This window comes from Solimonas flava DSM 18980 (genome assembly GCF_000426685.1).
In the GTDB taxonomy this organism is placed as follows: domain Bacteria; phylum Pseudomonadota; class Gammaproteobacteria; order Nevskiales; family Nevskiaceae; genus Solimonas; species Solimonas flava.
Genome location: NZ_KE384553.1, coordinates 180233 through 203368, shown reverse-complemented (window position 1 = coordinate 203368; position 23136 = coordinate 180233). Strand labels below are relative to the sequence as shown.

At 71.0% G+C, this 23136-nt stretch carries 21 protein-coding genes and 1 tRNA gene; 9 read left to right on the top strand and 13 right to left on the bottom strand.

Annotation, left to right across the window (positions count from 1 at the left end):
- The first annotated feature begins 11 nt into the window (after positions 1-11).
- On the top strand, positions 12-2861 hold the full coding sequence (locus K343_RS22915) for an Ig-like domain-containing protein (RefSeq protein WP_043113168.1): 2850 nt from the start codon (positions 12-14) through the stop codon (positions 2859-2861).
- Between the two features lie 198 nt (positions 2862-3059).
- Here K343_RS22915 and K343_RS0119105 read toward each other — a convergent pair whose 3' ends face one another.
- Positions 3060-4289: an aspartate aminotransferase family protein gene (locus K343_RS0119105; RefSeq protein WP_028009421.1), complete on the bottom strand. Its 1230-nt coding sequence runs from the start codon at positions 4287-4289 to the stop codon at positions 3060-3062.
- 238 nt (positions 4290-4527) lie between these two features.
- On the opposite strand from K343_RS0119105, the gene K343_RS0119100 reads away from it, so the two are divergent.
- Positions 4528-5220: an SDR family oxidoreductase gene (locus K343_RS0119100; RefSeq protein WP_028009420.1), complete on the top strand. Its 693-nt coding sequence runs from the start codon at positions 4528-4530 to the stop codon at positions 5218-5220.
- A gap of 86 nt (positions 5221-5306) precedes the next feature.
- Here K343_RS0119100 and K343_RS0119095 read toward each other — a convergent pair whose 3' ends face one another.
- Complete coding sequence (locus K343_RS0119095) at positions 5307-6518, bottom strand: hypothetical protein (protein WP_245585249.1); 1212 nt, start codon at positions 6516-6518, stop codon at positions 5307-5309.
- Positions 6519-6669: 151 nt separating this feature from the next.
- Positions 6670-7908 (bottom strand): NAD(P)/FAD-dependent oxidoreductase, encoded by a 1239-nt coding sequence (locus K343_RS0119090; RefSeq protein WP_028009418.1) that lies wholly within the window; start codon positions 7906-7908, stop codon positions 6670-6672.
- Between the two features lie 261 nt (positions 7909-8169).
- Here K343_RS0119090 and K343_RS23720 point away from each other — a divergent pair, with 261 nt between their 5' ends.
- Positions 8170-8919 (top strand): energy transducer TonB, encoded by a 750-nt coding sequence (locus K343_RS23720; protein ID WP_028009417.1) that lies wholly within the window; start codon positions 8170-8172, stop codon positions 8917-8919.
- A gap of 20 nt (positions 8920-8939) precedes the next feature.
- Here K343_RS23720 and K343_RS0119075 read toward each other — a convergent pair whose 3' ends face one another.
- The 6 genes from K343_RS0119075 to K343_RS0119050 all read right to left on the bottom strand — a co-directional run bounded on the left by K343_RS0119075 (position 8940) and on the right by K343_RS0119050 (position 16799).
- Positions 8940-9755, bottom strand: coding sequence for a crotonase/enoyl-CoA hydratase family protein (locus tag K343_RS0119075; protein ID WP_028009416.1), 816 nt, complete (start codon positions 9753-9755; stop codon positions 8940-8942).
- A 142-nt stretch (positions 9756-9897) separates the two neighbouring features.
- The gene (locus tag K343_RS0119070) at positions 9898-11103 is read right to left on the bottom strand and encodes an acyl-CoA dehydrogenase family protein (RefSeq protein WP_028009415.1); all 1206 of its coding nucleotides are present in this window, start codon (positions 11101-11103) and stop codon (positions 9898-9900) included.
- Positions 11104-11113: 10 nt separating this feature from the next.
- A complete protein-coding gene (locus tag K343_RS0119065; RefSeq protein WP_028009414.1) occupies positions 11114-12412 on the bottom strand; it encodes an acyl-CoA dehydrogenase family protein in 1299 nt (432 codons plus the stop codon).
- A 93-nt stretch (positions 12413-12505) separates the two neighbouring features.
- On the bottom strand, positions 12506-12985 hold the full coding sequence (locus tag K343_RS0119060) for an SRPBCC family protein (RefSeq protein ID WP_028009413.1): 480 nt from the start codon (positions 12983-12985) through the stop codon (positions 12506-12508).
- 159 nt (positions 12986-13144) lie between these two features.
- Complete coding sequence (locus tag K343_RS0119055) at positions 13145-14944, bottom strand: long-chain-acyl-CoA synthetase (RefSeq protein WP_028009412.1); 1800 nt, start codon at positions 14942-14944, stop codon at positions 13145-13147.
- A gap of 82 nt (positions 14945-15026) precedes the next feature.
- Positions 15027-16799: a bifunctional lysophospholipid acyltransferase family protein/GNAT family N-acetyltransferase gene (locus K343_RS0119050; RefSeq protein WP_028009411.1), complete on the bottom strand. Its 1773-nt coding sequence runs from the start codon at positions 16797-16799 to the stop codon at positions 15027-15029.
- 162 nt (positions 16800-16961) lie between these two features.
- Here K343_RS0119050 and K343_RS24280 point away from each other — a divergent pair, with 162 nt between their 5' ends.
- The 6 genes from K343_RS24280 to K343_RS0119020 all read left to right on the top strand — a co-directional run bounded on the left by K343_RS24280 (position 16962) and on the right by K343_RS0119020 (position 21094).
- Complete coding sequence (locus tag K343_RS24280; protein ID WP_161628924.1) at positions 16962-17834, top strand: AraC family transcriptional regulator; 873 nt, start codon at positions 16962-16964, stop codon at positions 17832-17834.
- A gap of 147 nt (positions 17835-17981) precedes the next feature.
- Positions 17982-18434 carry a hypothetical protein gene (locus K343_RS22905; protein WP_051278725.1) on the top strand — a complete coding sequence of 151 codons (453 nt, stop codon included), beginning with the start codon at positions 17982-17984 and terminating at the stop codon, positions 18432-18434.
- Complete coding sequence (locus K343_RS0119035; RefSeq protein WP_020649703.1) at positions 18409-18927, top strand: hypothetical protein; 519 nt, start codon at positions 18409-18411, stop codon at positions 18925-18927. The genes K343_RS22905 and K343_RS0119035 overlap by 26 nt, the downstream gene beginning before the upstream one ends.
- Positions 18924-20018, top strand: a complete 1095-nt coding sequence (locus K343_RS0119030) for a hypothetical protein (protein WP_028009409.1) — start codon at positions 18924-18926, stop codon at positions 20016-20018. Before K343_RS0119035 ends, K343_RS0119030 begins: the two co-directional genes overlap by 4 nt.
- A 115-nt stretch (positions 20019-20133) precedes the next feature.
- Entirely contained in the window at positions 20134-20592 is a 459-nt protein-coding gene (locus K343_RS0119025; RefSeq protein ID WP_028009408.1) for a YHS domain-containing (seleno)protein, read from the top strand.
- Positions 20593-20605: 13 nt separating this feature from the next.
- On the top strand, positions 20606-21094 hold the full coding sequence (locus tag K343_RS0119020; RefSeq protein ID WP_028009407.1) for a hypothetical protein: 489 nt from the start codon (positions 20606-20608) through the stop codon (positions 21092-21094).
- Between the two features lie 344 nt (positions 21095-21438).
- On the opposite strand, the gene K343_RS0119010 is transcribed toward K343_RS0119020, so the two are convergent.
- The 4 genes from K343_RS0119010 to rplM form a co-directional block, all read right to left on the bottom strand.
- A complete protein-coding gene (locus tag K343_RS0119010) occupies positions 21439-21927 on the bottom strand; it encodes a hypothetical protein (protein ID WP_028009406.1) in 489 nt (162 codons plus the stop codon).
- A gap of 206 nt (positions 21928-22133) precedes the next feature.
- Positions 22134-22207 (bottom strand) — tRNA-Gln (locus K343_RS0119005).
- Positions 22208-22280: 73 nt separating this feature from the next.
- Complete coding sequence (gene rpsI, locus K343_RS0119000; RefSeq protein WP_020649699.1) at positions 22281-22679, bottom strand: 30S ribosomal protein S9; 399 nt, start codon at positions 22677-22679, stop codon at positions 22281-22283.
- 14 nt (positions 22680-22693) lie between these two features.
- Entirely contained in the window at positions 22694-23122 is a 429-nt protein-coding gene (rplM, locus tag K343_RS0118995; RefSeq protein ID WP_028009405.1) for a 50S ribosomal protein L13, read from the bottom strand.
- Positions 23123-23136: the final 14 nt, after the last annotated feature.

The window sequence follows — 23136 nt, the reverse complement described above, 5'->3', positions numbered from 1 at the left end:
CGGAGCGATTCATGAAAGGACTGCGTATTGCGTTCGGCGCGCTGCTGGCGCTGGTTCTCGCCGCCTGCGGCGACGGCAGCGTCAAGAGCCCCGACTTCGAGCCGGTGCTGAAGTCGATCGAGATTTCGAAGGTCAACGGCAGCAGCACGCTGGGCGCCGGTGAAACGGCGCAACTCAAGGCGGTCGGCACCTTCAGCGCGCCGCCCGGAGAAAACGACACGCAGCGCGAGCTGACCGACGTCAACTGGTCGAGCACCGACAGCGCGGTGATCAGCGTCAATGCGAGCGGGCTGGCGAGCGGCGGCACCAAGGCCGGCGTCATCAGCATCAAGGCCTCGCGCGACGGCGTCGAGTCCAACGAACTGAGCTTCACCGGTCTCGGCGCGGCCCTGCGCGAAATCGTCGTCACGCCGGCGTCGCGGACGATCTCACCGAGCGGCCAGCAGGAATTCGAGGCGCTCGGCCGCTACTACGGCAGCGACGCACTGCAGCCGATCAACGGCACGGTCAACTGGACGTCCAGCAAAGAGAGCGTCGCCACCGTCGCACCGAAGACCGGCGACAAGACGCTGGCCAAGCCGGCGACCCAGCTCGGCGACACGACCATCACCGCCACCGTCGGCTCCCTGTCCGGCTCGGCCTCGCTGACCGTCGCCAATCTGACCTTGCTGTCGCTGGCGGTCGAGCCGGCGACGCAGTCGATCCCGCTCGGCGACGCCTACCAGTTCACCGCCAAAGCGACCTTCGGCATCGACAGTCCGGACGGCGGCGGCAGCCCGATCACCGAAACCGTCGACGCCACCTGGAGCATCGACGACGCCACGGTCGCCGACCTCGACACCGCGCGGGGCTCCGGCCACGGCCTGAAGCGCGGCACGGCCACCGTCACCGCCTCGTATACCGATCCGGAAAACAGCAACAACACGCAGACGGCGCAGGCCACGCTGACCGTCATTGACCCGGTGCTGCGCGCGCTGCAAATCACGCCGCAGAACCCGTCGATCCCGGCCGGCGCGACGCAGGTCTTCGTCGCCAAGGGCGTCTACAGCGATACCGCCGGCGCCGCGATCGACCTGCGCGACGGCGACACCGTCAGCTGGACCTCGGCCAGTACCGCGATCGCGACGCTGGCGCCCGCCCAGGGCACGTCAACGACCGCGACCGGCAAGGCGGTCGGCAGCTCGACCATCGAGGCCAGCAGCGGCACGCTCGCCGCCAGCACGACGCTGACCGTCACCGATGCTGTCGTGCAGTCGCTGCTGCGCATCGAGCCCAGCTCGGCGGTGATCCCGAAGGGTCGCACCACCGAGTTCAGCGTCATCGGCAAGTTCAGCGACGGCTCCGAGGCGCCGGTCGACGATGCGTCGGTGAACTGGACCACCGTCAACAACGCGATCGCGACTGTCGACGCCAACGGCGTCGCCACCGGCGTGTCGATGGGTTCGACCCAGGTCAGCGCGGCGCTCAAGAGCGGCGGCGGCAGCGTCAGCGCCGATCTGACCGTCACCGACGATGTCTGCACGACGCCGCTGCACGAGGCCGACGGCGCCAGCACCACCATCGGCTCGGTCGGCCTGTGCCTGCTGTGCGGCGTCACCGACAAGGACAATGCGATCGACAGCGATCCCGCCAACTACGCGACGATCAACGTCCCGGTCGGCCTGCTCGACGCCGGCGAAAGCCTCACGGTGCAGGCGGTCAGCGCGCCGCCGCTGTATACCGTGCCGTTCGCGGCCGGCTCCAAGCCAGGCTTCGTCATCTCGCGCCCGACCGGCTCGCTGCTGCTCGCCGAAGTCGCCTCGCAGATCGAGGTCAGCACCCTGCTCGGCGGCAACCAGCAGGAGTCGAGCAGCTCGGCCGTGCCGCTGCGCCTCGACCTGCTCGGCATCCCGCTGACCGGCGGCCAGGAGCAGGGGCTGGTGACGATCACCACCTCGCTGCCGTTCGACGCGGTGCGCATCAAGCTCAAGTCCGGCCTCGCCAGCGCGCTGACCAACGTGCGCGTGTCGTCGGCCTGCGCGACGACGAATCCGCCGCCGCCGCCGTCGCCGCTGGTGCGCATCGAGCGCCTGGAGCCGGCGACGCCGAGCGTGCAGGCCGGCGCGGCGACAACGTTCACCGCCATCGGCCTGTACGAGGACGGCGTCGAGCGCGAAGTGCAGAACGCCGATCTCGACTGGAGCAGTTCGGCGACCGCGGTGGCGACGGTCGTGGCCAACGGCCTGGCGACCGGCGTGTCCTCGGGCACGGCGACGATCACCGCCCGCCTCAAGAACGGCGTCGACGACACCGTCAGCGGCAATCTGCGTCAGGCGAGCACGACGCTGACGGTCACCGACGCGGTCTGCACCTCGCCGTACACCGCGGCGGCCGGCGCGACGCTCGAAACCGACACCACCGGCCTGTGCCTGCTGTGCTCGCTGACCAATGCCGGCAACGTCATCGACGGCATCGCCGCGACCTACGCCACCTCGTACGTACCGGTCGGCCTGCTCGGCGCGACGCAGTCGGTCACCGTCAAGGGTGAGGTCACGACCCCCGGCGTCGGCGGTCAGGCGACCGGCTTCGTCGTCGGCCGGCCGGCCGGCAAGCTGCTGCTCGCCGAGCTGTTCTCGCAGCTCAAGGTCGAGACGCTGCTCGACGACGAGGTCCAGCAGAGCAGCAGCGCGACCGTGCCGCTGCGCCTCGACCTGCTCGGCCTCGAACTGACCGGCAACAACGAGACCGCGCTCGCCAGCATCCAGGCGGTACGCCCGTACGACGCGATCCGGCTGACGTTCAACTCCGGCCTCGCCAGCGCGCTGAGCAGCCTGCAGTTGTACTCGGCCTGCGCGGTCGCGCAGCCACCGGCGACGCCCTGAAGCGTCTGCAACAAGAAAGGGGCGGCCTTACGGGCCGCCCTTTTTCGTTCTGGAGCACAAACCGCACGGGCAGGTCGGCCGCCCGTCAACGACCACAAGACCGCCGCGGAGTGGACCGCCGACATCGCCGCGCCCTGATGCACACGAACGAAAAAGGCGGCCCGAAGGCCGCCTTTTTTACATCGCGCCGCGCCGCGTCTAACCGTTGACGGCCGCCGGCACCGCGGCGAGCTTCTGCATGGCACGTTCGAGCCGCGCCAGACCTTCGCTGACGTCGGCTTCGGTGATGTTCAGCGCCGGCGCGAAGCGCAGCACGTCGGGGCCGGCGACCAGCAGCCAGACGCCTTCGGCGAGCGCCGCGTTGACGATCTCCTTGGCGCGTCCCTTCCAGGCCTCGCTGACCGGCGCGCCGATCAGCAGGCCCTGGCCGCGCGGCGTGCCGGACAGGCCGTAGCGGCGACCGAGCTGGTCGAGACCGTCGCGCAGCTGCTGCGCGCGCGCCGCAACGTTCTGCTGCAGCGCCGGCTTGGTGATCTCGTCGAGCACCGCACCGGCGACCGCGCAGGCCAGCGGGTTGCCGCCGTAGGTCGAACCATGCGTGCCGAACGGCAGTGCCTTGGCGACGTCGGCGGTCGTCAGCATCGCGCCGATCGGGAAGCCGCCGCCGAGGCCCTTGGCCGTGGTCATCACGTCCGGCGTCACGCCGCACTGCTGGTAGGCGTAGAGCGAGCCGGTGCGGCCGTTGCCGGTCTGCACTTCATCGAACACCAGCAGCGCCTGATACTTGTCGCACAGCGCGCGCGCCGCCTGCAGGAACTCCGGCGAGGCCGGCAACAGCCCGCCCTCGCCCTGGATCGGCTCGACGACGATCGCGCAGACCGTGTCGTTCATCGCCGCCTCGAGCGCGGCGACGTCGTTGTACGGCAGGTGCCGGATGCCGCCCGGCAGCGGCTCGAAGCCCTGCGTGTACTTGGCCTGGCCGCCGACGCAGACCGTGAACAGCGTGCGGCCGTGGAAGGCGTTGAAGAACGAGATGATGGTGTTCTTGTGCGCGCCGTAACGGGTGTTGCCCCAGCGCCGCGCCAGCTTGAACGCGGCCTCGTTGGCCTCGGCGCCGGAATTGCAGAAGAACACGCGTTCGGCGAAAGTCAGCTCGGTGAGCCGCTGCGCCAGCTTCAGCGCCGGCTCGTTGGTCATCACGTTCGACAGATGCCAGAGCTTGTGCGCCTGCGCGTCGAGCGCCTCGACCATCGCCGGGTGCGCGTGGCCGAGCACCGTCACCGCGATGCCGCCGGCGAAGTCGACGTACTCTCGTCCCTGCTGGTCCCACCAGCGCGAACCCTGACCGCGCACCGGAATGATGTCGGCGGGCTGGTAGTTCGGAACCATGACCTCGTCGAAGGTCTGGCGCGTGACGGACGTGGACATCTCGACCTCAGCGTCTGTAACGATGACGCAACCGTAGGTGGAACGAAAAAATCCCGCGCGGCGGCGGGATCGATCGGGCCGGCCATTGGCGGCCGGGCCGCGCGATTATAGCAAGCGGGCCGCGACGCGCAGCGCGGGGCCGGCCTGCTGCCTTTGGCGGAGGCGGGCCGCGGCCGCGCGCCGCTACAGTCAGGACGACATCGGCCGCCCGATCCGCGGCGGCGAAGGAGGCAGCATCGTGGAGCTAGAGGGCAAGATCGTCGCCGTCACCGGCGGCTTCGGCAGTCTCGGCCGCGCCGTCATCGCCGCGGCGCGTGCCGCCGGCGCGCAGACCATCGCCATCGACCGCGCCGCGCCGCCGGCCGAACCGGCGCCGGCGCTCGCCGGCAGCCGCCTGTACGGCGGCGTCGATCTGGCCGCGCCCGGGGCCGCCGAGGCGCTGTTCGCGGAAATCGGCCGCGGCGGCGGCCTCGACGCGCTGGTCAACGTCGCCGGCGGCTTTCGCTGGGAGACGCTCGAAGCCGGCAGCCTCGAAACCTGGGATTTCCTCTACGGGCTCAATCTGCGCACGGCGGTCGCCGCCAGCCGCGCGGCGCTGCCGCTGCTGCTCGCCCGCGGCGGCGGCATCGTCAACATCGCCGCCGGCGCGGCGCTGAAGGCCGGCGCCGGTCTCGGCGCCTACGCCGCCTCGAAGGCCGGCGTCGCGCGGCTGACCGAGGCGCTGGCGGAAGAACTGAAGGACCGCGGCGTCACTGTCAACGCGGTACTGCCGAGCATCATCGACACGCCGCCGAACCGGCACGACATGCCGGATGCCGACTTCGGCCGCTGGGTGCGTCCGGAACAGCTCGCCGACGTCATCGTCTTCCTGCTGTCGGCGCGCGCCGCGGCGATCACCGGCGCGCTGATTCCGGTGTCCGGGCGCGTCTAGCCCCGCCCCGCCCCGCAATGAAAAAGGGCGCACCGCGACGGTGCGCCCTCGGGTCTGCTGCCCACGCCGCCGCAGGCGGCGCCGGCTTACTTGCGGGCGGTCAGCGAGTAGAGGCGCGCGAGGTCGGCGGAGCCGTCCTTGCCCTGCACCGTCTTCAGCGTCTTGAGCGCGTCGTCGGTCTTGCCGCCGAGCAGCTGGGCGTAGCCGAGATGCAGCTTGGCCTCGTCCGGCTTCTTCAGCGCATCCTTCTTGATGCCCTGCTGGATCAGCGCGATGCCGGCGGCGTAGTCGCCGTAACCGACGCGGTTGAGGCCGGCCTTGACCAGCGCCTCGCCGTCGGCTTCGGCGGCAGCCTGCTTCTCGGCCTCGGCCAGCGCCGGCTTGTTCTCGGCGATCTTCTTGGCGACCAGATCCTTGAGGCGCTTGTGGCGCTCGGCGTCGCTGCCGGTCCCGAGTACCTTCTTGTCATAGCCGAGCTTGACGTACTGGTCGGCTTCGCCCGGGAAGCCGGCCTGCAGCGCCAGCTGGGCGGCCTCCATGAAATCGCTCGCCTTTTCGAGCGTGCCGGTCATCTTCTTGACGCGGAACAGATCGAGCGTCAGGCGATCGGAGAAGCCCGGCTTGTTCGAGGTGCGGATGATGACGTCAAGCCAGTAGTCGCGCTTCGGGTAGTAGGTGACCAGCTTTTCGAGCGCGGCGGTATAGGCCGCCTGGTTGTTCTGCTTGAGGCCCAGCTGGGCGAGCAGCTGCAGCTGCGTCTCGGTCGGCTTCTGGCCGGCCTTTTCGAGCGTGCCGATCTGCGCGTTCAGCTCGCGCTGCGCGCCGGCGAGATCGCCGGCCTGGTAGAGGACCTGCGGCAGCAGGCCGAGCGTCTGCGCGCTGCTGCCGCCGGCGCTGCGGTACTTCTGGATGTATTCGGCGGCCTTGCCGTAGTTGCGGCCGGCATAGGCCAGCTTGGCGACCACGTCATAGGTCTGCGTCTTCTCGCCGGCCGACATCTGCGGCGAGGCCAGCACGGCCTCGTAGGCCTTGATCGCGGTATTGGTGTCGCCGGCGCCGGTCGCGGCGGCGGCACGCATGCGCTCGACGATATAGCTCTCGTATGGCGTCAGGCTGCCGACCTTGGCGGCAGCGTCGACCTGCTGCAGTGCGTCCTTGTACTTCTTGCCCTGGATCAGGGTCTGGGCCTTCTGCAGCGGCTCACCGACCTCGGGGCGCAGCGTGTCGGCGGCGTGAACGGTTTGCGCGCCGAGCAGCAGCGCGGCGGCCATCATCAGGGGAGCTAGGGATGTGCGCATGATAGGGGTCTGTTTGCTTCGGGTTCACGGGAACACCGGTCCTGCCGGCGTTCTTATGGGTGTACCGCTCCCGCATCTTCGCCGATCGGGAACGGACGTGCACGCCGGACGCGATCGCGCGCGGCCAGCCGGCTCGTTCTGCTAGCACTCATCATGCCGCCAGCAGGGATTTGAGGATGAAGGCTTCGTCAGCCAGCTGCGCGGGATCGACGCGCACCCGGTCGGCGACCAGCTTCTTGGCGACCATGAAATCCTGCGGCCGGTTCACCGCGTCGGCCGAGATCACCACGCCGTCCTTCAGGTAGAACGCCGCGAACGACTCGCCGTCGAGGCTGCCGCGCACGACGAGGCGGTCGTAGCCCTGCGACAGGCCGACCATCTGCAGCTTGAGCTCGTACTGGTCCGACCAGAACCACGGCACGGCGTTGTACGGCACCGCCTTGCCGACGATCGCGGCGGCGGCGACGCGGCCCTGCTCGATGGCGTTCGGCACCGATTCGAGCCGCATGCGGCGGTCGAAGAACAGGTTCTCGTGGTTGCTGCAATCGCCGAGCGCGTAGACGTCCGGATCGGCGGTGCGTGCATAGCAGTCGACGACGATGCCGTTGTCGATCGCCAAGCCCGCCGCCTCGGCCAGCTCGGTATTCGGGATCAGGCCGATGCCGGCGATGACCAGGTCGGCCGGCAGCCGCGTGCCGTCGGTCAGCACGACCGCCTCGACGCGACCGCTGCCCTCGAAGCCGTGCACGCCGACACCGGTGTGCAGCTTGACGCCGCGGCCGCGATGCAGGCGTTCGTAGAATGCCGAGATCTCCGGCGCGGTGACGCGCGCCAGCACGCGCGGCGCGGCCTCGACGACGGTGACGTCCAGGCCCTTCTTGATGCCGACCGCCGCCGCTTCGAGTCCGATGTAGCCGCCGCCGATGATGAGCAGCCGGCGGCCCGCGCCGAATTGCGCCTTCAGCGCCTCGATGTCGGCGATCGTGCGCACGTAATGCACGTTGTCGTGCTCGGCGCCGGGCAGCGACAGGCGCCGCGGCCGGCCGCCGGTGGCGAGCGCCAGCTTGCCGTATTCGATCACGCTGCCATCGAACAGGCGCACGCGATGCGCGGCGCGGTCGATCGCCTCGACGCCGATGCCGACCCGGCAGTCGATCTGGTTCTTCTCGTAGACCGCCTGCGTCTTGATGAACAGCGATTCGAGCGTCGCCTCGCCGGCGAGGAAGGTCTTCGACAGCGGCGGGCGGCGATACGGCAGGTAAGGCTCGTCGCCGATCAGCACGATGCTGCCGGCAAAGCCCTGCTGACGCAGCGACGAAGCGAGCTCGCTGCCGGCCTGGCCGGCGCCGACGATCACCACGTCGGCCTTGGAAATCTGGGAATCCGTCATGTTCTCACGCAGCGTTGGATGGAGGTCCCGGGGCCGGCCGCACCCCCGCGGACGCCAGCCGCCTGCGGGGCGGCGGCTCTGCCATCGGGTCCGCTATTGTCGCGGCTGAGCCGCGACATGCAAGTGCACGCCTGCGCCGCCCGGCCGCTTTCGCGCGGTCCCTGTCAGAGATGACGAAGCCGCGCCCGCGCACCCCCTGTCCGCGCGGCCACGTTCGCGGCCGGCCCGGGCGTCCGGGTCCGGCCGGATCCGGCGTGGCGCTTGCATGACGAAAGCGGCGCGCCAGGGACGGCGCGCAGGAGTCCGATCATCGCCGCCTCGAAGCCGGAGCGCTCGTCCGCGCTGACGCTGTCCGTGCTGCTGCACGTCGCCGTGCTGCTGGCGCTGCTGTTGCCGGCGCGCCAGCCGCCGCGTCCGGCCGCGGCGAGCCCGGGCCTGACGCTCGTGCAGCTGCCGTCCGCCGTTACCCAGCGCGCCTCGGCGCCGGCACCGGCGGCCGCGCACCCGACCACTGCGCGCCAGCCCGCCGCCCGCCGCGCGGCGGCGGCGAGCGCCGCAACGCCGACTGCGGCCGCGGCGACTGTTCAGCCGGCACCGACGCCGTCCCGGATCGAGGATTCAGCCGCTGCAGCGGCAGCGGCAGGCGCAATGGCCGAGGCCGCCGCGCAAGCCGCGGCCGCGCCGCCGCCGGAGGCCGAAACGGACGTGCCGCCGCCGCTCGACTATCTGCGCCGCATCGCGCGGCTCATCGATCTGAGCCAGCGCTACCCGTGGAGCGCCCGCCAGTACGGCTACGAGGGCGACGCGATCGTGCGCATGCATCTGGCGCGCGACGGCCGCGTGCTGTCGGCGACACTGCTGCGCAGCAGCGGCCACGCCATGCTCGATGCCGAGGCGCTCGACGTGGTGCGCCGCATCGGCCGCTTCCCACCGTTCCCGGGCCACTACCGACCGGCGATCGGCGAGTTCGACATCGACCAGCCGATCGGCTTCCGCCACTACCGCTACTGAACCCGGCCCGCGGCGGCCGCTCAGCGTTCGAGGCGGCGCGCGCCGAACGGCTGCTCGGCCTTCTTCAGGTTGCGGGCGACGGCGACGCGCTGGTTGGCCTTGCCGATGATGCGGCGCTGGTAGCCGCGCTCGAGCGCCAGCGCACGGTGCTCGCCGGCCGCCCAGGCGCGCTGCAGCAGGAACTTGGCGGCGGCCAGCGCGTCCGGCGAGCGCGCCGTGAATTCGGCGGCCAGCGCGCGCGCCGCCACCAGCGGCTCGTCGGCCAGGTGCGTGACCAGGCCCAGCGCCTTGGCCTCGGCGCCGCTGAAGATGCGCGCGCTGAACGTCAGTTCCTTGGCGACGTCGATCGGCACCAGCTCGCGCAGCAGCACGCTGCCGCCCATGTCCGGAATGAGACCCCACTTGGCCTCCATGACCGACAGCTGCGCGTCGGCGCGCGCGATGCGCAGGTCGGCGCCGAGCGCCAGCTGCATGCCGGCGCCGAAGCAGTTGCCGTGCACGGCGGCGATCACCGGAAACGGCATCTGCCGCCAGCCGAGGCTGAAGCGCTGGAAGGCGTTCATGAACGGCCACCACAGCTTGGCGTAGAGCTTCGCCATCAGCGCGGGTTTGGCCGCGACCGACTTGAAGTCGAGGCCGGCGCAGAACGAGGCGCCGTCACCGCAGAGAATCGCCGCGCGCACCTCGCGGCGCCGGCGCAGCACGCGCTGCGCGGCGAGCATGGCCTTGAGCATCGGAAAGTCCATGCCGTTGTGACGCTCGGCGCGGATCAGCGTGACGACGGCGATGCCGCCGTCGATCTCGAGGCGCACGCGGGCGCCGAACTCCTGCTGCATGGCAAAGACTCCGAAAGCTCCGGGAATGGCGGCGAAGCGTAGCCGGCGGCGGCGCTTCGCGCGACCGGCCGACGGCCGCACGCGCACTGCGGCGGACACGGCGGCGCGCGACGGCCGTCGCGCCGGCGCGGAGAACGGCGTCCTATTTCAGCTCGGCGGAGGTCTTGCCGAGCAGGCGGCGCGCGATGATCAGCAGCTGGATCTGCTGCGTGCCCTCGAAGATGTCGAGAATCTTGGCGTCGCGCGCCCATTTCTCGAGCAGCTCGCTCTCGCCGTAGCCGGCGCTGCCGCACAGCTCGACGCACTTGAGCGCGATGTCGACGCAGGCGCGGCCGGCCTTGGCCTTGGCCTGGCTGGCCTGCAGCGAATTCGGCTTGCGGTTGTCGGCCATCCACGCCGCCTGCAGCGTCAGCAGTCGTGCCGCTTCGTAATCGGCTTCGAGCCTCAGCAGCTCGGCGGCCGCGGCCGGCTGCGCGTACGCCGGCCGGTCGTAATCGACCTCGACGCCGGCCTGCGCCAGCAGGCGCTGCGTCTCCTCGATGCAGGCCCGCGCCAGTCCGACCGCCATCGCCGCGACCAGCGGCCGCGTGTTGTCGAAGGTCTGCATGACGCCGGCAAAGCCCTTCTCGACGTTGATCGCCGGATCGCCGAGCAGATTCTGCTTCGGCACCCGGCAGTCGCGCAGCGCGAACTGCGCGGTGTCCGAGGCGCGAATGCCGAGCTTGTGTTCGAGGCGCACGAGCTCGAAGCCCGGCGTGCCTTTCTCGACGACGAAGGACTTGATCGCGGCGCGGCCGACACTGCGATCCAGCGTCGCCCAGACGACGACCAGTTCGGCGCGCGCGCCGGCGGTGACGAAGATCTTGTCGCCGTTGAGCACGTAGTGGTCGCCGTCGAGGCGCGCCGTGGTGCGGATCGCCGCCGAATCGGAACCGCAGTGCGGCTCGGTGATCGCCATCGCCGCCCAGCGGCCGGCGAAGCGCTGCAGCTGTTCCTCGCTCGCCACCGAGGCGATCGCCGCGTTGCCGAGCCCCTGGCGCGGCATCGACAGCAGAAAGCCGACGTCGCCCCAGCACAGTTCCATGGTGCCGAGCGCGGTCGACAGATTGGTGCCGTTGCGGTTGCCCTCGCCTTGCGCGCTCTCGCGGCGCACGCCGGCGGCGCCGGCACCGCCGACGCCGCTGGCGTTCATGCCGTCGAGCAGCGCGCCGAGCATGTCGAGTTCCTTCGGGTATTCGTGCTCGGCGCGATCGTAGCGGCGCGAGTTCGGCCGGAAGATCTCGGCAGCGACCTGATGCGCCTGCTCGACCAGCGCGCGGAACTTGCTCGGCGTTTCGAGATGGATCATGACCGTCTCCTCAGACCAGCACTGCGCCTTCGACGAAGCCGGCCGCGCGCAGATCGCGGTACCAACGCTCGACCGGATGCTCCTTGACGAAGCCGTGGCCGCCGAGCAGCTGTACGGCGTCCGAGCCGATGCGCGCGCCCTTGTCGGCCGCGAGCCGTCGCGCCAGCGCCGCTTCGCGCGCGAACGGATCGCCGCGATCGGCGCGGCTGGCCGCGCGCCAGGTCGTCAGGCGCAGGCCTTCGAGCTCGATGCTGATGTCGGCGACCGCGAACGCCACCGCCTGGCGATGGCTGATCGGCTCGCCGAACGCGCTGCGTTCATTGACGTACGGGATCACGTAGTCGAGCGCCGCCTGCGCGGTGCCGGTCGCCAGCGCGCTCCAGGCGATACGCGACAGGGCGATGCACTCGCGATAGACCTCGGCCGCGGCGCCGCCGAGCAGGGCCGCTGCCGGCACGCGCACGTCGCGCAGATGCACGCGGGCGGTCGAGGCGGCACGCAGGCCCATCGCCGGCTCGACTTCGATCGTCAGGCCCGTGCTCGACGATTCGATGATGAACAGCGCCGGCCCGGCACCGTCGAGCTGCGCGGCGACGACGAACAGCTCGGCCTGCGCCGCACGCGGCACCAGCGACTTCACGCCGCTGACGATGAAGTCGGTGCCGTCGCGACGCGCCGTCGTGCGCAGCACAAACGGATCGAACAGCGGCTGCGCTTCCTGCACGGCGAGCGCCGCAACCGGCGCATGCTCGCTGGCGAAAGCCGGCAGGTAGCGCGCCTGCTGTCCCGCGTCGCCCCACAGCACCAGCGCCTGGCTGACCGCTGTCGGCGCCAGACAGGCGAAGGCCAGCCCCAGGTCGCCGTGCGCGAGCGCTTCGGCGACCAGCGCGTTGCTCACCGCCGCGCGCTCGCCGCCGACGCCGCCGAGCGCTTCGGGAATGCCCAGCGCCGCCAGGCCCAGCGCGTCGGCGCCGCGCAGCAGCGGCGACGGCGCCTGGCATTCGGCATCGGCCGTCGCCGCCGCCGGACGCAGCTCGCGGTCGGCGAACTGGCGCGCCGCCGCCTGCAGCATCTGCTGCTCCTCGCTCGGCGTCAGGTCGAACAGGCCGCTGCCGCCGGCGCCGCGCGACGGCCGCAGCGGCCGGCCCAGCGACTGCGCGGCCTTGAAGGTGCGCGCCGCCGCGGCGGCGCCGCGAAAGCCGACGCGCGCGCCGTGATAGAGCGCCCGCTCGGCAGGCCTGCGCAGCTGCAGACGGTCCAGCAGCGGCGAACCGGCGATGCGGTTGATCGCGCGCAGGCCCAGTCCCATGACGCGTTGCACGACGCCCATGTCGCCTCCCCCTCGTTCGTTCTACTGGCGGCGTCGCGTCCGGCGCGGCGCTCGGTACGGCGTCAACCTGCCCTAACGCGTCGTCTCCTCGAGCAGCGCGTCGCGGGTCGATTCGAGGAAGATGTCGACGAGGCGCGTGAACTTGCCCTGGATGAACGGCGGCGCGAGCAGGCGGTACATCAGCGGCACCGGCACGTCGCGCAGCTTGCCCTTCACATCGAACACCAGCTTGGTCTTTTTGCCCTGATCGAGCAGCGCGAAGCGGCCCTCGATCGTCGCGTTGCCGTAATCCGGCAGCGGCTTCCAGCTCATCTCGCCGCGCTTGGCATTGACGGTGTAGTGCGCCGCATAGCTGACTTCATGGGCGATGTTCGCGGCCTTCGAGCCGATCGTCGACATCTCCCACAGATAGGCATTGGCGCCGACCTTCGTCAGCTTCTTGAGCTTCGGGAAACGGCGGATGGTTCCCTCCAGATCGTCGAGCAGCGGCACCACCCTGGCGTACGGCGCCTCGACCTCGACGCTGCGCTCGATCTTGATATCGACATTCATGTTGCACCCGGCATCGTTCTTTTACGTCCGGCGAGCATCGCATCGCATCCGCGCGCCTAGCCTTGGCTCGGCGGCGACGCGAATCGGCGCTCGGGTCAATGCTGTTGCGACACTGACACAGGGCGCTGCGGCAGGCCGTCCGAACGGACGAGTCCGCGCTCAGAAGCGCAGCGTGCCGCGGCGGATCTCGGCGTAGGCCGCGGCGTCGAACGGCTCGTAGCCGAGCGCGCGGTCGCGCAGCACGTACAGCGGCTCGTCGATCTGCGCCGGATCGTAGCCCTGCTGCTTGAGCTCGATCTTGCGGAACTTGAAGGTCGCAGTGGTTTCCTGCGCGCGGCGCAGGCGCACGAACAGCGGCACGGCGTAGGCCGGCAGCCGCTCGCTCAGATGGCGGGCCAGCGCGGCGCCGTCGAACGCAGTGTCGAGCGTCAGCGCCGCCATGCCGGCGCGGCCGTCGCAGTCCGGCAGCTGCACGCCGTAGACGACGGCTTCCGTCACGCCGGGGAAGTGGTTGAGCGCACCTTCGACTTCGGTGGTGGCGACGTTCTCGCCCTTCCAGCGGAAGGTGTCGCCGACGCGATCGACGAACTGGATATGGCCCCAGCCCTGGTCGCGGACGAGATCGCCGCTGTTGAACCAGCAGTCGCCGCGCTTGAAGACGTCGCGCAGCAGCTTGGCCTCGCTGGCCTTCCGGTCGGTGTAGCCGTCGAACGGCGCGCGCTCGGTGATTTCGGTGATGAGCAGGCCGACGCCGCCCTTGGCGACGCGCGCCAGATGGCCGCCGGCGCCGCGCCGCGGCAGTTCGTGCGCGGCATCGAACTCGACGATCGCGAACGGCATCGGACAGAAGCCGGCGGTGCGCGCCAGGCCGAAGCCGTTGACGAAAGCGAGATTGGCCTCGGACGCGCCGTAGAACTCGCAGATGCGGCCGATGCCGAAGCGCTGCTGGAAGCGGTCCCACAGCTCGGCGCGCAAGCCGTTGCCGATCACCAGCCGTACGTGGTGTTCACGGTCGTCGGGCCGCGCCGGCTGGTTCAGCAGATAGCGGCACAGCTCGCCGATGTAGCAGAACGCGGTCGCGTCGTGGTGGCGGATCTCGTCCCAGAAGCGCGAGGCGCTGAACTTGCGGCCGAGCGCCAGCGTCGCGCCAGCCGACAGCACCGCGCTCCACGAGACCGTCAGGGCATTGTTGTGGTAGAGCGGCAGCGGGCAGTACAGGACGTCGTCGCGGTGCATGCGCACCGCGAGCTGGCCGACGCCGGCGAGGCTGCGCATCCAGCGGTAGTGCGTCATCCGCGAGGCCTTCGGCAGGCCGGTCGTGCCCGAGGTGAAGATGTAGAAGCAGGGCTCGCGCAGGCGGATCTGTGCGGTCTGCGGCGGATTCGCGGCCGGCGCGACCGCGGCCTCGGCGCGCAGATTGCGATAGCCGGCGGGCGGCTCGCCGGCGCCGTCCCACCAGAACGGCAGCGCGCTGCCGGACTGCGGATGGTGCTCGGTGCTTTCCAGCGCCGCGCGGCATTCCTCGCCGACCACGATCGCGCGCGCGTCGACCAGTCCGATGCTGTGCGCGAGCACTTCGCCGCGCTGCTGCGGATTGAGCATCGCCGCGATCGCGCCGAGCTTGACCACGGCCAGCGCGCAGGCCAGCGCCTCGGCGCGATTCTCGAACAGCAGCGCCACAGCCTGGCCGCGCGTGACGCCGCGCGCCGCGAGCGTGTGCGCGATGCGGTTGGCCCAGGCGTTGAGCTCGGCGTAGGTCCACGCGCGGTCCTCGAAGCGGAGCGCGATCTGCGCCGGCGTCGACGCCGCCAGCTGTTCGTAGCGCAGGCCGATCGACAGCGGCGTGTCCGGCTTGAAGCGGATCAGGTTCCACAGGCCGCGCTGGGTGATCGCGAAATCGGGCAGCGTCGATGCCACGCCGCGCAGCAGGTCGCGCAGCCGCACGCGATCGTCACTCATGGAACTCCTCCTTGTCGTGCGCGCACTTTCGGCAAGGCGCCGGCGGCCGGCAAGCGCCGGCGCGCCAGCGCCCGCTGTCGAGTCAGTGCCCGTCGCCGGCGGCCGTCGCACCCGCGGCCTCGCCGCGAGCGACGCCGAGGAAGTGCTCGAGCGTGCGCGGCGGAATGCCGTCGACGCGGACGAACACCAGGCCGTCGAGCGTGCCGCCGAAGCTGTCGTCGACGTTGAAGCCGGCGAAGCGGCCGTTCAATTCGAGATAGTGGCGCAGCAGCACCGGCAGGCCCGGGCCGCGCTCGACGCGCGCGATCACGCGCGACAGCAGCTTCGGATCGGCGAGCGCCGAGATCACGTTGCGCTGCGCCGGCGCCTGCGGCCGCTCCGGCAACGGATGCAGCGGTTCGATCAGGCCGGCCAGGGCCGCGTCGGCGTGATGCACGCTCAGCGTCTCGGCGATCAGGCGGCGCGCGGCGAGGCTGTAGCTCGGACTGATGCTGACCGGGCCGTACAGATAGCGGATCTCGGGCCGGCGCGCGATGACCGCAGCGATGCCGCCCCAGAGCAGGCGCAGCGGCTGAAAGCTGCGCTGCCAGGCCGGCGCGACGAACGAGCGGCCGAGTTCGAGCGCCGGCCCGGTCTGCGCGAACAGGCGCGCGTCGTAGCGGAACAGCGTGCGCGTATAGAGGCCCTGCACGCCGTGGCGCGGCACGATCGCGTCGGTGAAGCCGAAGCGGTAGGCGCCGACGACCTCGCGCCGCTGCGGGTGCCAGAGGAACAGGTGCTCGTAGAGCGGATCGTAACGGTCGAGGTCGCGGGCCCGGCCGCTGCCCTCCTGCAGCGCGCGGAAGCTCTCCTCGCGCAGCCGGCCGATCTCGTCGAGCAGCCGCGGCAGGCGCGGCGCCGGCGCCAGATACAGCTCGAACTCGCCGGCCTGCAGCAGGCGGCAGTCGGCGAGCCCGGCGACTTCGGCGGCCAGCGCGCTCGCGTCGGAGCGCGGCGCCAGCGGCTGCAGCGCGCGCGGCGCCGGCTCGCTGCCGCGCTCGACGCCGAGCGTGTAAGTCAGCAGGCGCAGGTAATCGGTCTGCGCCTCGTCCGGGATGCGCGCCAGCTCGCGCGGCTCGACCAGCTCGCCGAAGCGCAGGCCGAGCGTGCGGCCGCGCAACGCCAGGAGATCGCGCGCCAGCAGCGCCGTGCGCAGACGCGTGTTGACGACCCCGGCGGCCAGCGAACGCAGGCGCGGCCGGCCTTCGACGAACAGCGGCAGCACGCGCGCGCCGCTGCGGCGCGCCAGCAGCGCCACGGTCGGCGACCACGGCGGATCGCCGATCTGGCGCGTCCGCCAGTCGATACGACTGACCTCGCCGGCCGGAAACACGATCAGCACGCCGCCGTCCTTGAGATGGCGCAGCGCGCTGCGCAGGGCGGCGCCGTTGACGCCGCTGCGGAAGACGTCGACCGGCACGACCAGCGGCGCCAGCTCCGGCAGCGTCAGCAGCAGCGTGTTGGCGAGCAGGCGCACGTCGGCGCGCCGCCGCAGGAACAGGTCGGCGAGCGCCAGGCCTTCGGCGGCTCCGTACGGATGATTGGCGACGACCAGCAGCGGGCCGCTGGCCGGAATGTCGTCGGGCGTGCCGGCGCCGAGGCGGTAGTCGATGCCGACCGCGCCGAGCGCGTAGCGCACGAACTCGTGCGGGGCCAGCGGCGCCGGTCGCGCCCGGTAATAGCCTTCGAGGGTGCGCAGACCGGTGACGGCGTCGAACAGCGAGGCGGCCCAGGCCAGGCCCGGTGCACGCGGCAGGCCGATCGTGACCGGCGGTGGGGCGGAATGCTTGCCGCCCGGCGTGGGTGCAGTGTCCATGCGTCACCTCTTCGTTCTTGTCGGCGTGACGGTCGGAATGCGCCGTCCCGGGGCATTCGACGCACCATTATATGGCCGAGTTCCCGGCTGCCCGCCGGATCGCGGCCGGCATACACTGCGGCCCGAGGAGATGCCGATGCCGCACGTCGAACCATGCAGCCCGTGAGCGAGACCTCGCGCGACGCGGTCCTGAGCGCCGTGCTCGGCGCCCAGCAGGTGCATGTCAGCATCGTCGCGGTCGCCGACTACTGCGGCCGCTGGTTCGAGAACGAGCCGCAGACGCCGCAGGGCAGCTTTCACCTGATCGATCGCGGCGCCTGCTGGGTCGAGAGCCCGAAGCTGCCGGCGCCGCTCGCGCTCGGCGCCGGCGATCTGATCGTCTTTCCGCGCGGCGGCGCCCATACGCTGCGCGACCGCGGCGACGGCGACGGCGCCGCGCCGGCACCGTTCAGCACGCTGATCTGCGGCGAGTTCCGCTTCGCCAGCGGGCAGCGCAGCCCGCTGCTGCGCGCGCTGCCCGAGGTCTTCGTGGTGCGCGCCGCCGACGGCGGCCCGGCGTTCCGCGAGCTTGCGCAGATTCTCTCGGCGGCGGCGCAGCGCCGCCTGCCGGGCCAGCAGGCCTTGCTCGACAAGCTCGCCGACAGTCTGTTCGTGATGGCGGTGTGCGTGCACGCCGCGCAGGCCCGGGAGCGCAGCGGCCTGCTCGCGGCGCTCGCCGATCCGCGCCTCGGCAAGGCGCTGGCGGCGATCCACCTGCAGCCGGGCGCGCCCTGGCGCGTCGACTCGCTGGCGCGCATCGCCGGCATGTCGCGCACCGCGTTCGCCGTGGCGTTCACGCAGTGCCTCGGCCTCAGCCCGTTCCAGTATCTGACCGAATGCCGGATCGGCGAGGCACGTCGCCTGCTGGGCGATCGCCGCCTGTCGGTGGCGGCGATCGCCGAGCAGCTCGGCTACCAGAGCGAGGCCGCATTCCGGCGCACGTTCAAGCGCGTCGCCGGCATCGGCCCCGGCGAGCTGCGCCGGAACGCGGCGTGACGCGCGGCCGAACGATCGGCAATGACGTCCGATGCCGCCGGCCCTATCGTCATGTCGAGACCGCGCGTAGCGTATTCAGCGGACAGCCATCCATGATTGCCAGCATCGGCGCATTCCCATGACGATCCGTTCCGGAGCCGAGTCTTCATGTTCGACCACCTGCGGCGCCTGATGGACAGCGCCTTCGGCGCCGTGCTGGGCGGCGCCGCCTACGGCAGCTGGGCCACCTACGCCAACTGGAGCGCCGGCAGCAGTCATGCGCTGCGTATCGGCGCCACCCACTTCGCGATGAGCACCGGGCTGACGCTGATCGGCGTGGCGATCATGAATCGCCTGTTCCGGTTCGCCGGCGATCCGCGCGGCGGTGCGGCGCTGGCGTTCTGCGGCTCGATGGGCTTTACCTACGCGCTGCTGATCGGCGTACACAGCCTGATCGGCACGCCGCACATCCTGCTGACGCTGGCGCCGGGCTTCCTGCCGACGCTGTCGTTCTGCCTCGCCTACCCGCTGCTGCTGCTGCGCCAGACGCGCCGCGCGCCGCAGCCGGCCGGCCTTCCGCTCGCCGAGGACGCCGATGAAGCCGCGCCCTTCATTCGCTGAGATCCTCGCCTTCAATGTCGCCATCGTCGGCCAAGGCCGCGCGCTCGCGCAGCATTACGTCGGGCGCGTCGAGGCCTATGCCGCGCACGTCGGCCCCCATCTTCGGCACGTGATCGAGCATTACGAGGCGCTGCTGGCGCGCGCGCCCGACGAGCTCGTCGACTACGACCATCGCCCGCGCGACCGGCGCGTCGAGCGCATGCCCGACCTCGCCGTTCGCCGCTTCGACGGCATCACCGGCACGCTCGCCGCACTCGAAGGGCGCGAGCCCGGCGAGCCTGTGTCGGTCGGCTTCACGATCGGCGTCGACGGCGCCGACTTCTGCGTCAGCGGCTCGACGCTGGCGCGCGAGCTGCTGTTCGTCGCCAGTCACGCCGTGCATCACTACGCGATCCTGCGCCCGCTCGCCGAAGCGGCCGGCATCGCGCTGCCGGCGCCGTTCGGCAAGGCGCCGGAAACCGTGCGCCACGAACGCCTGCAGTGGGCGCCATGAACCAGGCCATCGATCTCGCGGCGCGCCGCTACCGAGCGCCGCTCGGCGAACGCCTGGCGATCCGCTGGCAGCGGCTGCGGCGCTGGGAGTTCTGGCCGGCCTGGCTGTTCTACCTGCCGGTGATCGCCTGGATCCTCGTGCTCGGCCTGCGCTACCGCCGGTCGACGGTGTTCACCGCCGCCAACCCGGCTTTCGACTCCGGCGGCGTGGTCGGCGAGAGCAAGGCCGTGGCCCTCGCCGCCCTGCTGCAGAACGCACCGGATCTGGTCGCCGCCTTCGAGCTGCTGCCGTTCGAACTGCCGCTCGGCGTGCGCATCGCGCGCGCCCAGGCCTTCGTCGGCGACGCCTATCCGGTCGTGCTCAAGCCCGATATCGGCTCGCGCGGCCGCGGCGTCGCCGTGATCCGCGACGAGGCGGCGCTGATCGGCTATCTGCAGCACGCGCCCGGCGACGTGCTCGTGCAGCGCTACGTCGGCGGCGAGGAGTACGGGCTGTTCATCTATCGCGCCCCGGACGACGGCCGGCCGGTGCTGTACTCGATCACGCACAAGTGCTTTCCGCGCGTGCTCGGCGACGGGCAGCGCACGCTCGTCGAGCTGATCGCCGCCGATCCGCGCGCGCGCCTGATCGCGCCGCTGCTGTGGGAGCGCTTCGCCGCGCGTCTGCAGGAAGTGCCGACACGCGGCGCTTCGGTGCCGCTGGTCGAGATCGGCGCGCACTGCCGCGGCGCGCTGTTCCTCGATGCGTCCGATCTGGCCACGCCCGAACTGCTCGCCGCGGTCGGGCGCGTGTTCGACGCGATCCCGGGCTTCTGCTTCGGCCGCCTCGATCTGCGCTGTCCGTCGGCAGCGGCCCTGCGCGCCGGCACGGCGCTGCGCATCCTCGAAGTCAACGGCGTCACCGCCGAAGCCGCCCACATCTACCATCCGGACACGCCGCTGCATCGCGGCTACGCCTCGATGTTCCGGCAATGGCGGCTGGCCTTCGCGATCGGCGCCGCCAACGCCGCGCGCGGCGCGCCGGTGACCGGGCCGTTCGAACTGCTGCGCCGTTTCCGCGCCGATCTGCGTCGCGGCCAAGCCTGGTTCTGAGCCTGGTTCTGAGGCGCACCGCTCCTGAACGATCGCGCATGAACGGCGGCGGCGCGCACGCAGGCAGCGCGCCGGCGGCGGCCTACGATGGCGCCATCCTCAACGGGAGAGCGCCATGTCCGGATCCTTCGTCGCCCGCGCCGCCGCGCTGCTGCTGGCCGGCGCCACGCTCGCCGCGCATGCGGCGCCGCTGATCCACCAGTCGCTGTTCGGCCATCTCGCGGTCGACGGCTACGACGTCGTCGCCTATCAGACCGAGCAGCGCGCGGTCGCCGGCAAGGCCGAGTTCCAGACGCGCTGGCACGACGCCAACTGGCGCTTCGCGAGCGCCGCGCACCTGGCCGCGTTCAAGGCCGAGCCCGAACGCTACGCGCCGCAGTACGGCGGCTACTGCGCGTACGCGCTCGGCGCCAAGAACGAGCTGGTCGACATCGATCCCGAAGCGTTCACGGTCGTCGACGGCAAGCTCTACCTGAACTACTCGCAGAAAATCCGCGCGCAGTGGGACGCCGACCGCGCCCGCTACATCGAGGCTGCCGACCGCAACTGGCCGGCGCTCAGCCAGCGCCACTGAACCGGAGAGCGCCATGAACCTGCTCAAGCGTCACGGCCATCTGTTGCCAGCCCTCTACATCGCCTTCGTCTTCGTGCAGTCGCTGTTCTTCAAGTTCACCGATTCGCCGGAGACGGTCTACATCTTCCAGGGCAAGCTCGATCCCTGGGCGGCGAGCCTCGGCTTGCCCGGCCTGTTCGCGCCGGGCGGGCTGTTCAGCGCGCACGTGATCGGCAGCGCCGAACTCATCGCCTCGCTGCTGCTGCTCGCCGGCAGCTTCGTGCCGGCCTGGCGCCGCCTGCAGGCCCTCGGCGCGGTGCTGGCGCTGGCGATCATCAGCGGCGCGCTCTTCTTCCACCTGTGCACGCCGCTCGGCGTACAGGTCGTCAACGGCGACGGCAGCAGCGACGGCGGCGAACTGTTCGCGCTGGCCTGCGGCGTCTGGATCAGCGCGGCGATCCTGATCGTGCTGCGCCGCGATCTGCTGCCCGGATGGCGCCGGCGGCGGCGCCCGGCAGCCTGAAGCACGGCGCGCGGACCTCCCGGTCGCGGTCCGATCGGCCGCCGCCGGCCCGGCAACGGCAGCGTGCCCGTGCACGGCCGACGCGGCGGGAAGCACCGGATCGGGACCTGGAGCGCGCCCCGGATGATCGGCGGCCACGGCGAGGCCGCCGGCATCGACACGCGCGTGCTGCGTCGCACGCGTTCCGGCACCGGACGAGCGCGGAGCCGGCGGGGAGCGACACCGCCATCGAAATCCGTGGCTGGGCCTGCCGGGTCATGCCGATCCGGAGCGCACGACCATCTGCTCGCCTCGCCTGCCGGAAGCGGCGCCGCCCGCGATCGAGGTCCGCCTGCCGCGGCGGATCAAGAGTCCGGCGACGCGGCGGGCGGGCGTGCGGAACGCGACGCGGGATCCGTCACCACGGTCACCGGCATTGCCGGCGTCATGGGGCTGCGCAGGCATTGCCGCGCATACTCCATCTCGCGGAAGCTGACGTGCCAGAAAATGGCCGTTGCCTCGCTGCCGCCGCGCGGTACATAGAGCCCGCCGGCCTTGCTGTCGCCGCCGATGGCAACGGGCGCGTGCGAGCAGTAATAGTCGCCGCGTTTGTCATAGCCGCAGTAGTCAAGGCGGCCCGCCGGGATGATCGCCGTCCGCTGCGATGCACGGCGCGTGTATGGCGCCCGGACATCGGCCGCGAGATCGATGTGGCGCGGCGCCGGCTTCGTCGCGAGACCGGGCCAGTCCCGGCCCATCGGGTCTCCGGCGAAGAACCACTGATCGCTCACCGTGCTGAACATCGAGCATCCGCCCAGCGCGCCGAGCAGCGCGAGCAGCAGGATTCGGGGCATCGCGCTTTACCTCCGGCAATCGGGGACCTCGCAAGGGTAGCGGACGCCGCGGGCTCAGGGCGGCGCGCCGAGGCGCCGGACGAGTCCTGCCCGCACGGTCGTGCCCGGGCCTTCAGCCGCAGACGCCGACTGCCGTGGCGCAGCCTTCGCCGGGCGAACGTCCAACAAAAAACCCGCAATCGATTGATTGCGGGTCTCTTTGCGGATGGCTGGGGGACTAGGACTCGAACCTAGATAAACAGAGTCAGAATCTGTTGTCCTGCCATTAGACGATCCCCCATCCGAAAGCGGAAATCGCAGGGCGGCGAGTATACACACGCCGCCCCGAATTCCAAGCGGTCCGGCGAACCGGATTAGCGCTTGGAGTACTGCGTGCCGCGGCGGGCCTTGTGCAGACCGACCTTCTTACGCTCGACCTCACGGGCGTCGCGCGTGACGAGACCCGCGGCGCGCAGCGGCTTGCGGAACTCTTCGTCGTACTGGATCAGCGCGCGCGTGATGCCGTGCCGGATCGCGCCGGCCTGGCCGTTCGGGCCACCGCCGGCGACCGTCACCTTGAGGTCGAAGCGGCCGACCGACTCGGTCACTTCGAGCGGCTGGCGGACCAGCATGCGCGAGGTTTCGCGGCCGAAGTAGGCTTCGACGGTCTTGCCGTTGATGCTGATGTCGCCGGAGCCCGGCTTGAGGAAGACGCGCGCCGCCGCCGTCTTGCGACGACCCGTGCCGTACTTGTAATCGATGTTCTTGGCCATGGTGCTGGACCCGATCAGATATTGAGAGGCTTGGGCTGCTGCGCGGTATGCGGGTGTTCCGCGCCGGCATAGACCTTCAGCTTGCGGAACTGCGCGTAGCCCAGCGGGCCGCCCGGCAGCATGCCCTTGACGGCCTTTTCGATCGCGCGCTCGGGGTGGCTCTGCAGCATCTTCTCGAGCGTGGTCGACTTGATGCCGCCCGGATATTCCGAGTGGCTGTAGTAGACCTTGTCCTTGAGCTTGTTGCCGGTCGCCTTCACCTTCTCGGCGTTGACGATGACGATGTAGTCGCCGGTATCAACGTGCGGGGTGTATTCCGGCTTGTGCTTGCCGCGCAGGCGGCGAGCCACTTCGGTGGCCAAACGGCCGAGCGTTTTGTCCGTCGCGTCAATCACGTACCAGTCGCGCTTGACGGTCTCGGACTTCGCGAAGATGGTCTTCATCGGTCCAATCCTAT

Coding starts and splice junctions, on each gene's coding strand:
- rplM (WP_028009405.1), bottom strand. CDS start 23,122: ATGAAGACCATCTTCGCGAAGTCCGAGACCGTCAAGCGCGACTGGTAC.
- K343_RS0119020 (WP_028009407.1), top strand. CDS start 20,606: ATGAACCTGCTCAAGCGTCACGGCCATCTGTTGCCAGCCCTCTACATC.
- K343_RS0119065 (WP_028009414.1), bottom strand. CDS start 12,412: ATGGGACTGGGCCTGCGCGCGATCAACCGCATCGCCGGTTCGCCGCTG.
- K343_RS0119095 (WP_245585249.1), bottom strand. CDS start 6,518: ATGCGCACATCCCTAGCTCCCCTGATGATGGCCGCCGCGCTGCTGCTC.
- K343_RS0119090 (WP_028009418.1), bottom strand. CDS start 7,908: ATGACGGATTCCCAGATTTCCAAGGCCGACGTGGTGATCGTCGGCGCC.
- K343_RS0119055 (WP_028009412.1), bottom strand. CDS start 14,944: ATGAGTGACGATCGCGTGCGGCTGCGCGACCTGCTGCGCGGCGTGGCA.
- K343_RS0119060 (WP_028009413.1), bottom strand. CDS start 12,985: ATGAATGTCGATATCAAGATCGAGCGCAGCGTCGAGGTCGAGGCGCCG.
- K343_RS22905 (WP_051278725.1), top strand. CDS start 17,982: ATGTTCGACCACCTGCGGCGCCTGATGGACAGCGCCTTCGGCGCCGTG.
- rpsI (WP_020649699.1), bottom strand. CDS start 22,679: ATGGCCAAGAACATCGATTACAAGTACGGCACGGGTCGTCGCAAGACG.
- K343_RS0119035 (WP_020649703.1), top strand. CDS start 18,409: ATGAAGCCGCGCCCTTCATTCGCTGAGATCCTCGCCTTCAATGTCGCC.
- K343_RS0119030 (WP_028009409.1), top strand. CDS start 18,924: ATGAACCAGGCCATCGATCTCGCGGCGCGCCGCTACCGAGCGCCGCTC.
- K343_RS0119010 (WP_028009406.1), bottom strand. CDS start 21,927: ATGCCCCGAATCCTGCTGCTCGCGCTGCTCGGCGCGCTGGGCGGATGC.
- K343_RS0119050 (WP_028009411.1), bottom strand. CDS start 16,799: ATGGACACTGCACCCACGCCGGGCGGCAAGCATTCCGCCCCACCGCCG.
- K343_RS0119075 (WP_028009416.1), bottom strand. CDS start 9,755: ATGCAGCAGGAGTTCGGCGCCCGCGTGCGCCTCGAGATCGACGGCGGC.
- K343_RS0119025 (WP_028009408.1), top strand. CDS start 20,134: ATGTCCGGATCCTTCGTCGCCCGCGCCGCCGCGCTGCTGCTGGCCGGC.
- K343_RS22915 (WP_043113168.1), top strand. CDS start 12: ATGAAAGGACTGCGTATTGCGTTCGGCGCGCTGCTGGCGCTGGTTCTC.
- K343_RS0119070 (WP_028009415.1), bottom strand. CDS start 11,103: ATGATCCATCTCGAAACGCCGAGCAAGTTCCGCGCGCTGGTCGAGCAG.
- K343_RS0119105 (WP_028009421.1), bottom strand. CDS start 4,289: ATGTCCACGTCCGTCACGCGCCAGACCTTCGACGAGGTCATGGTTCCG.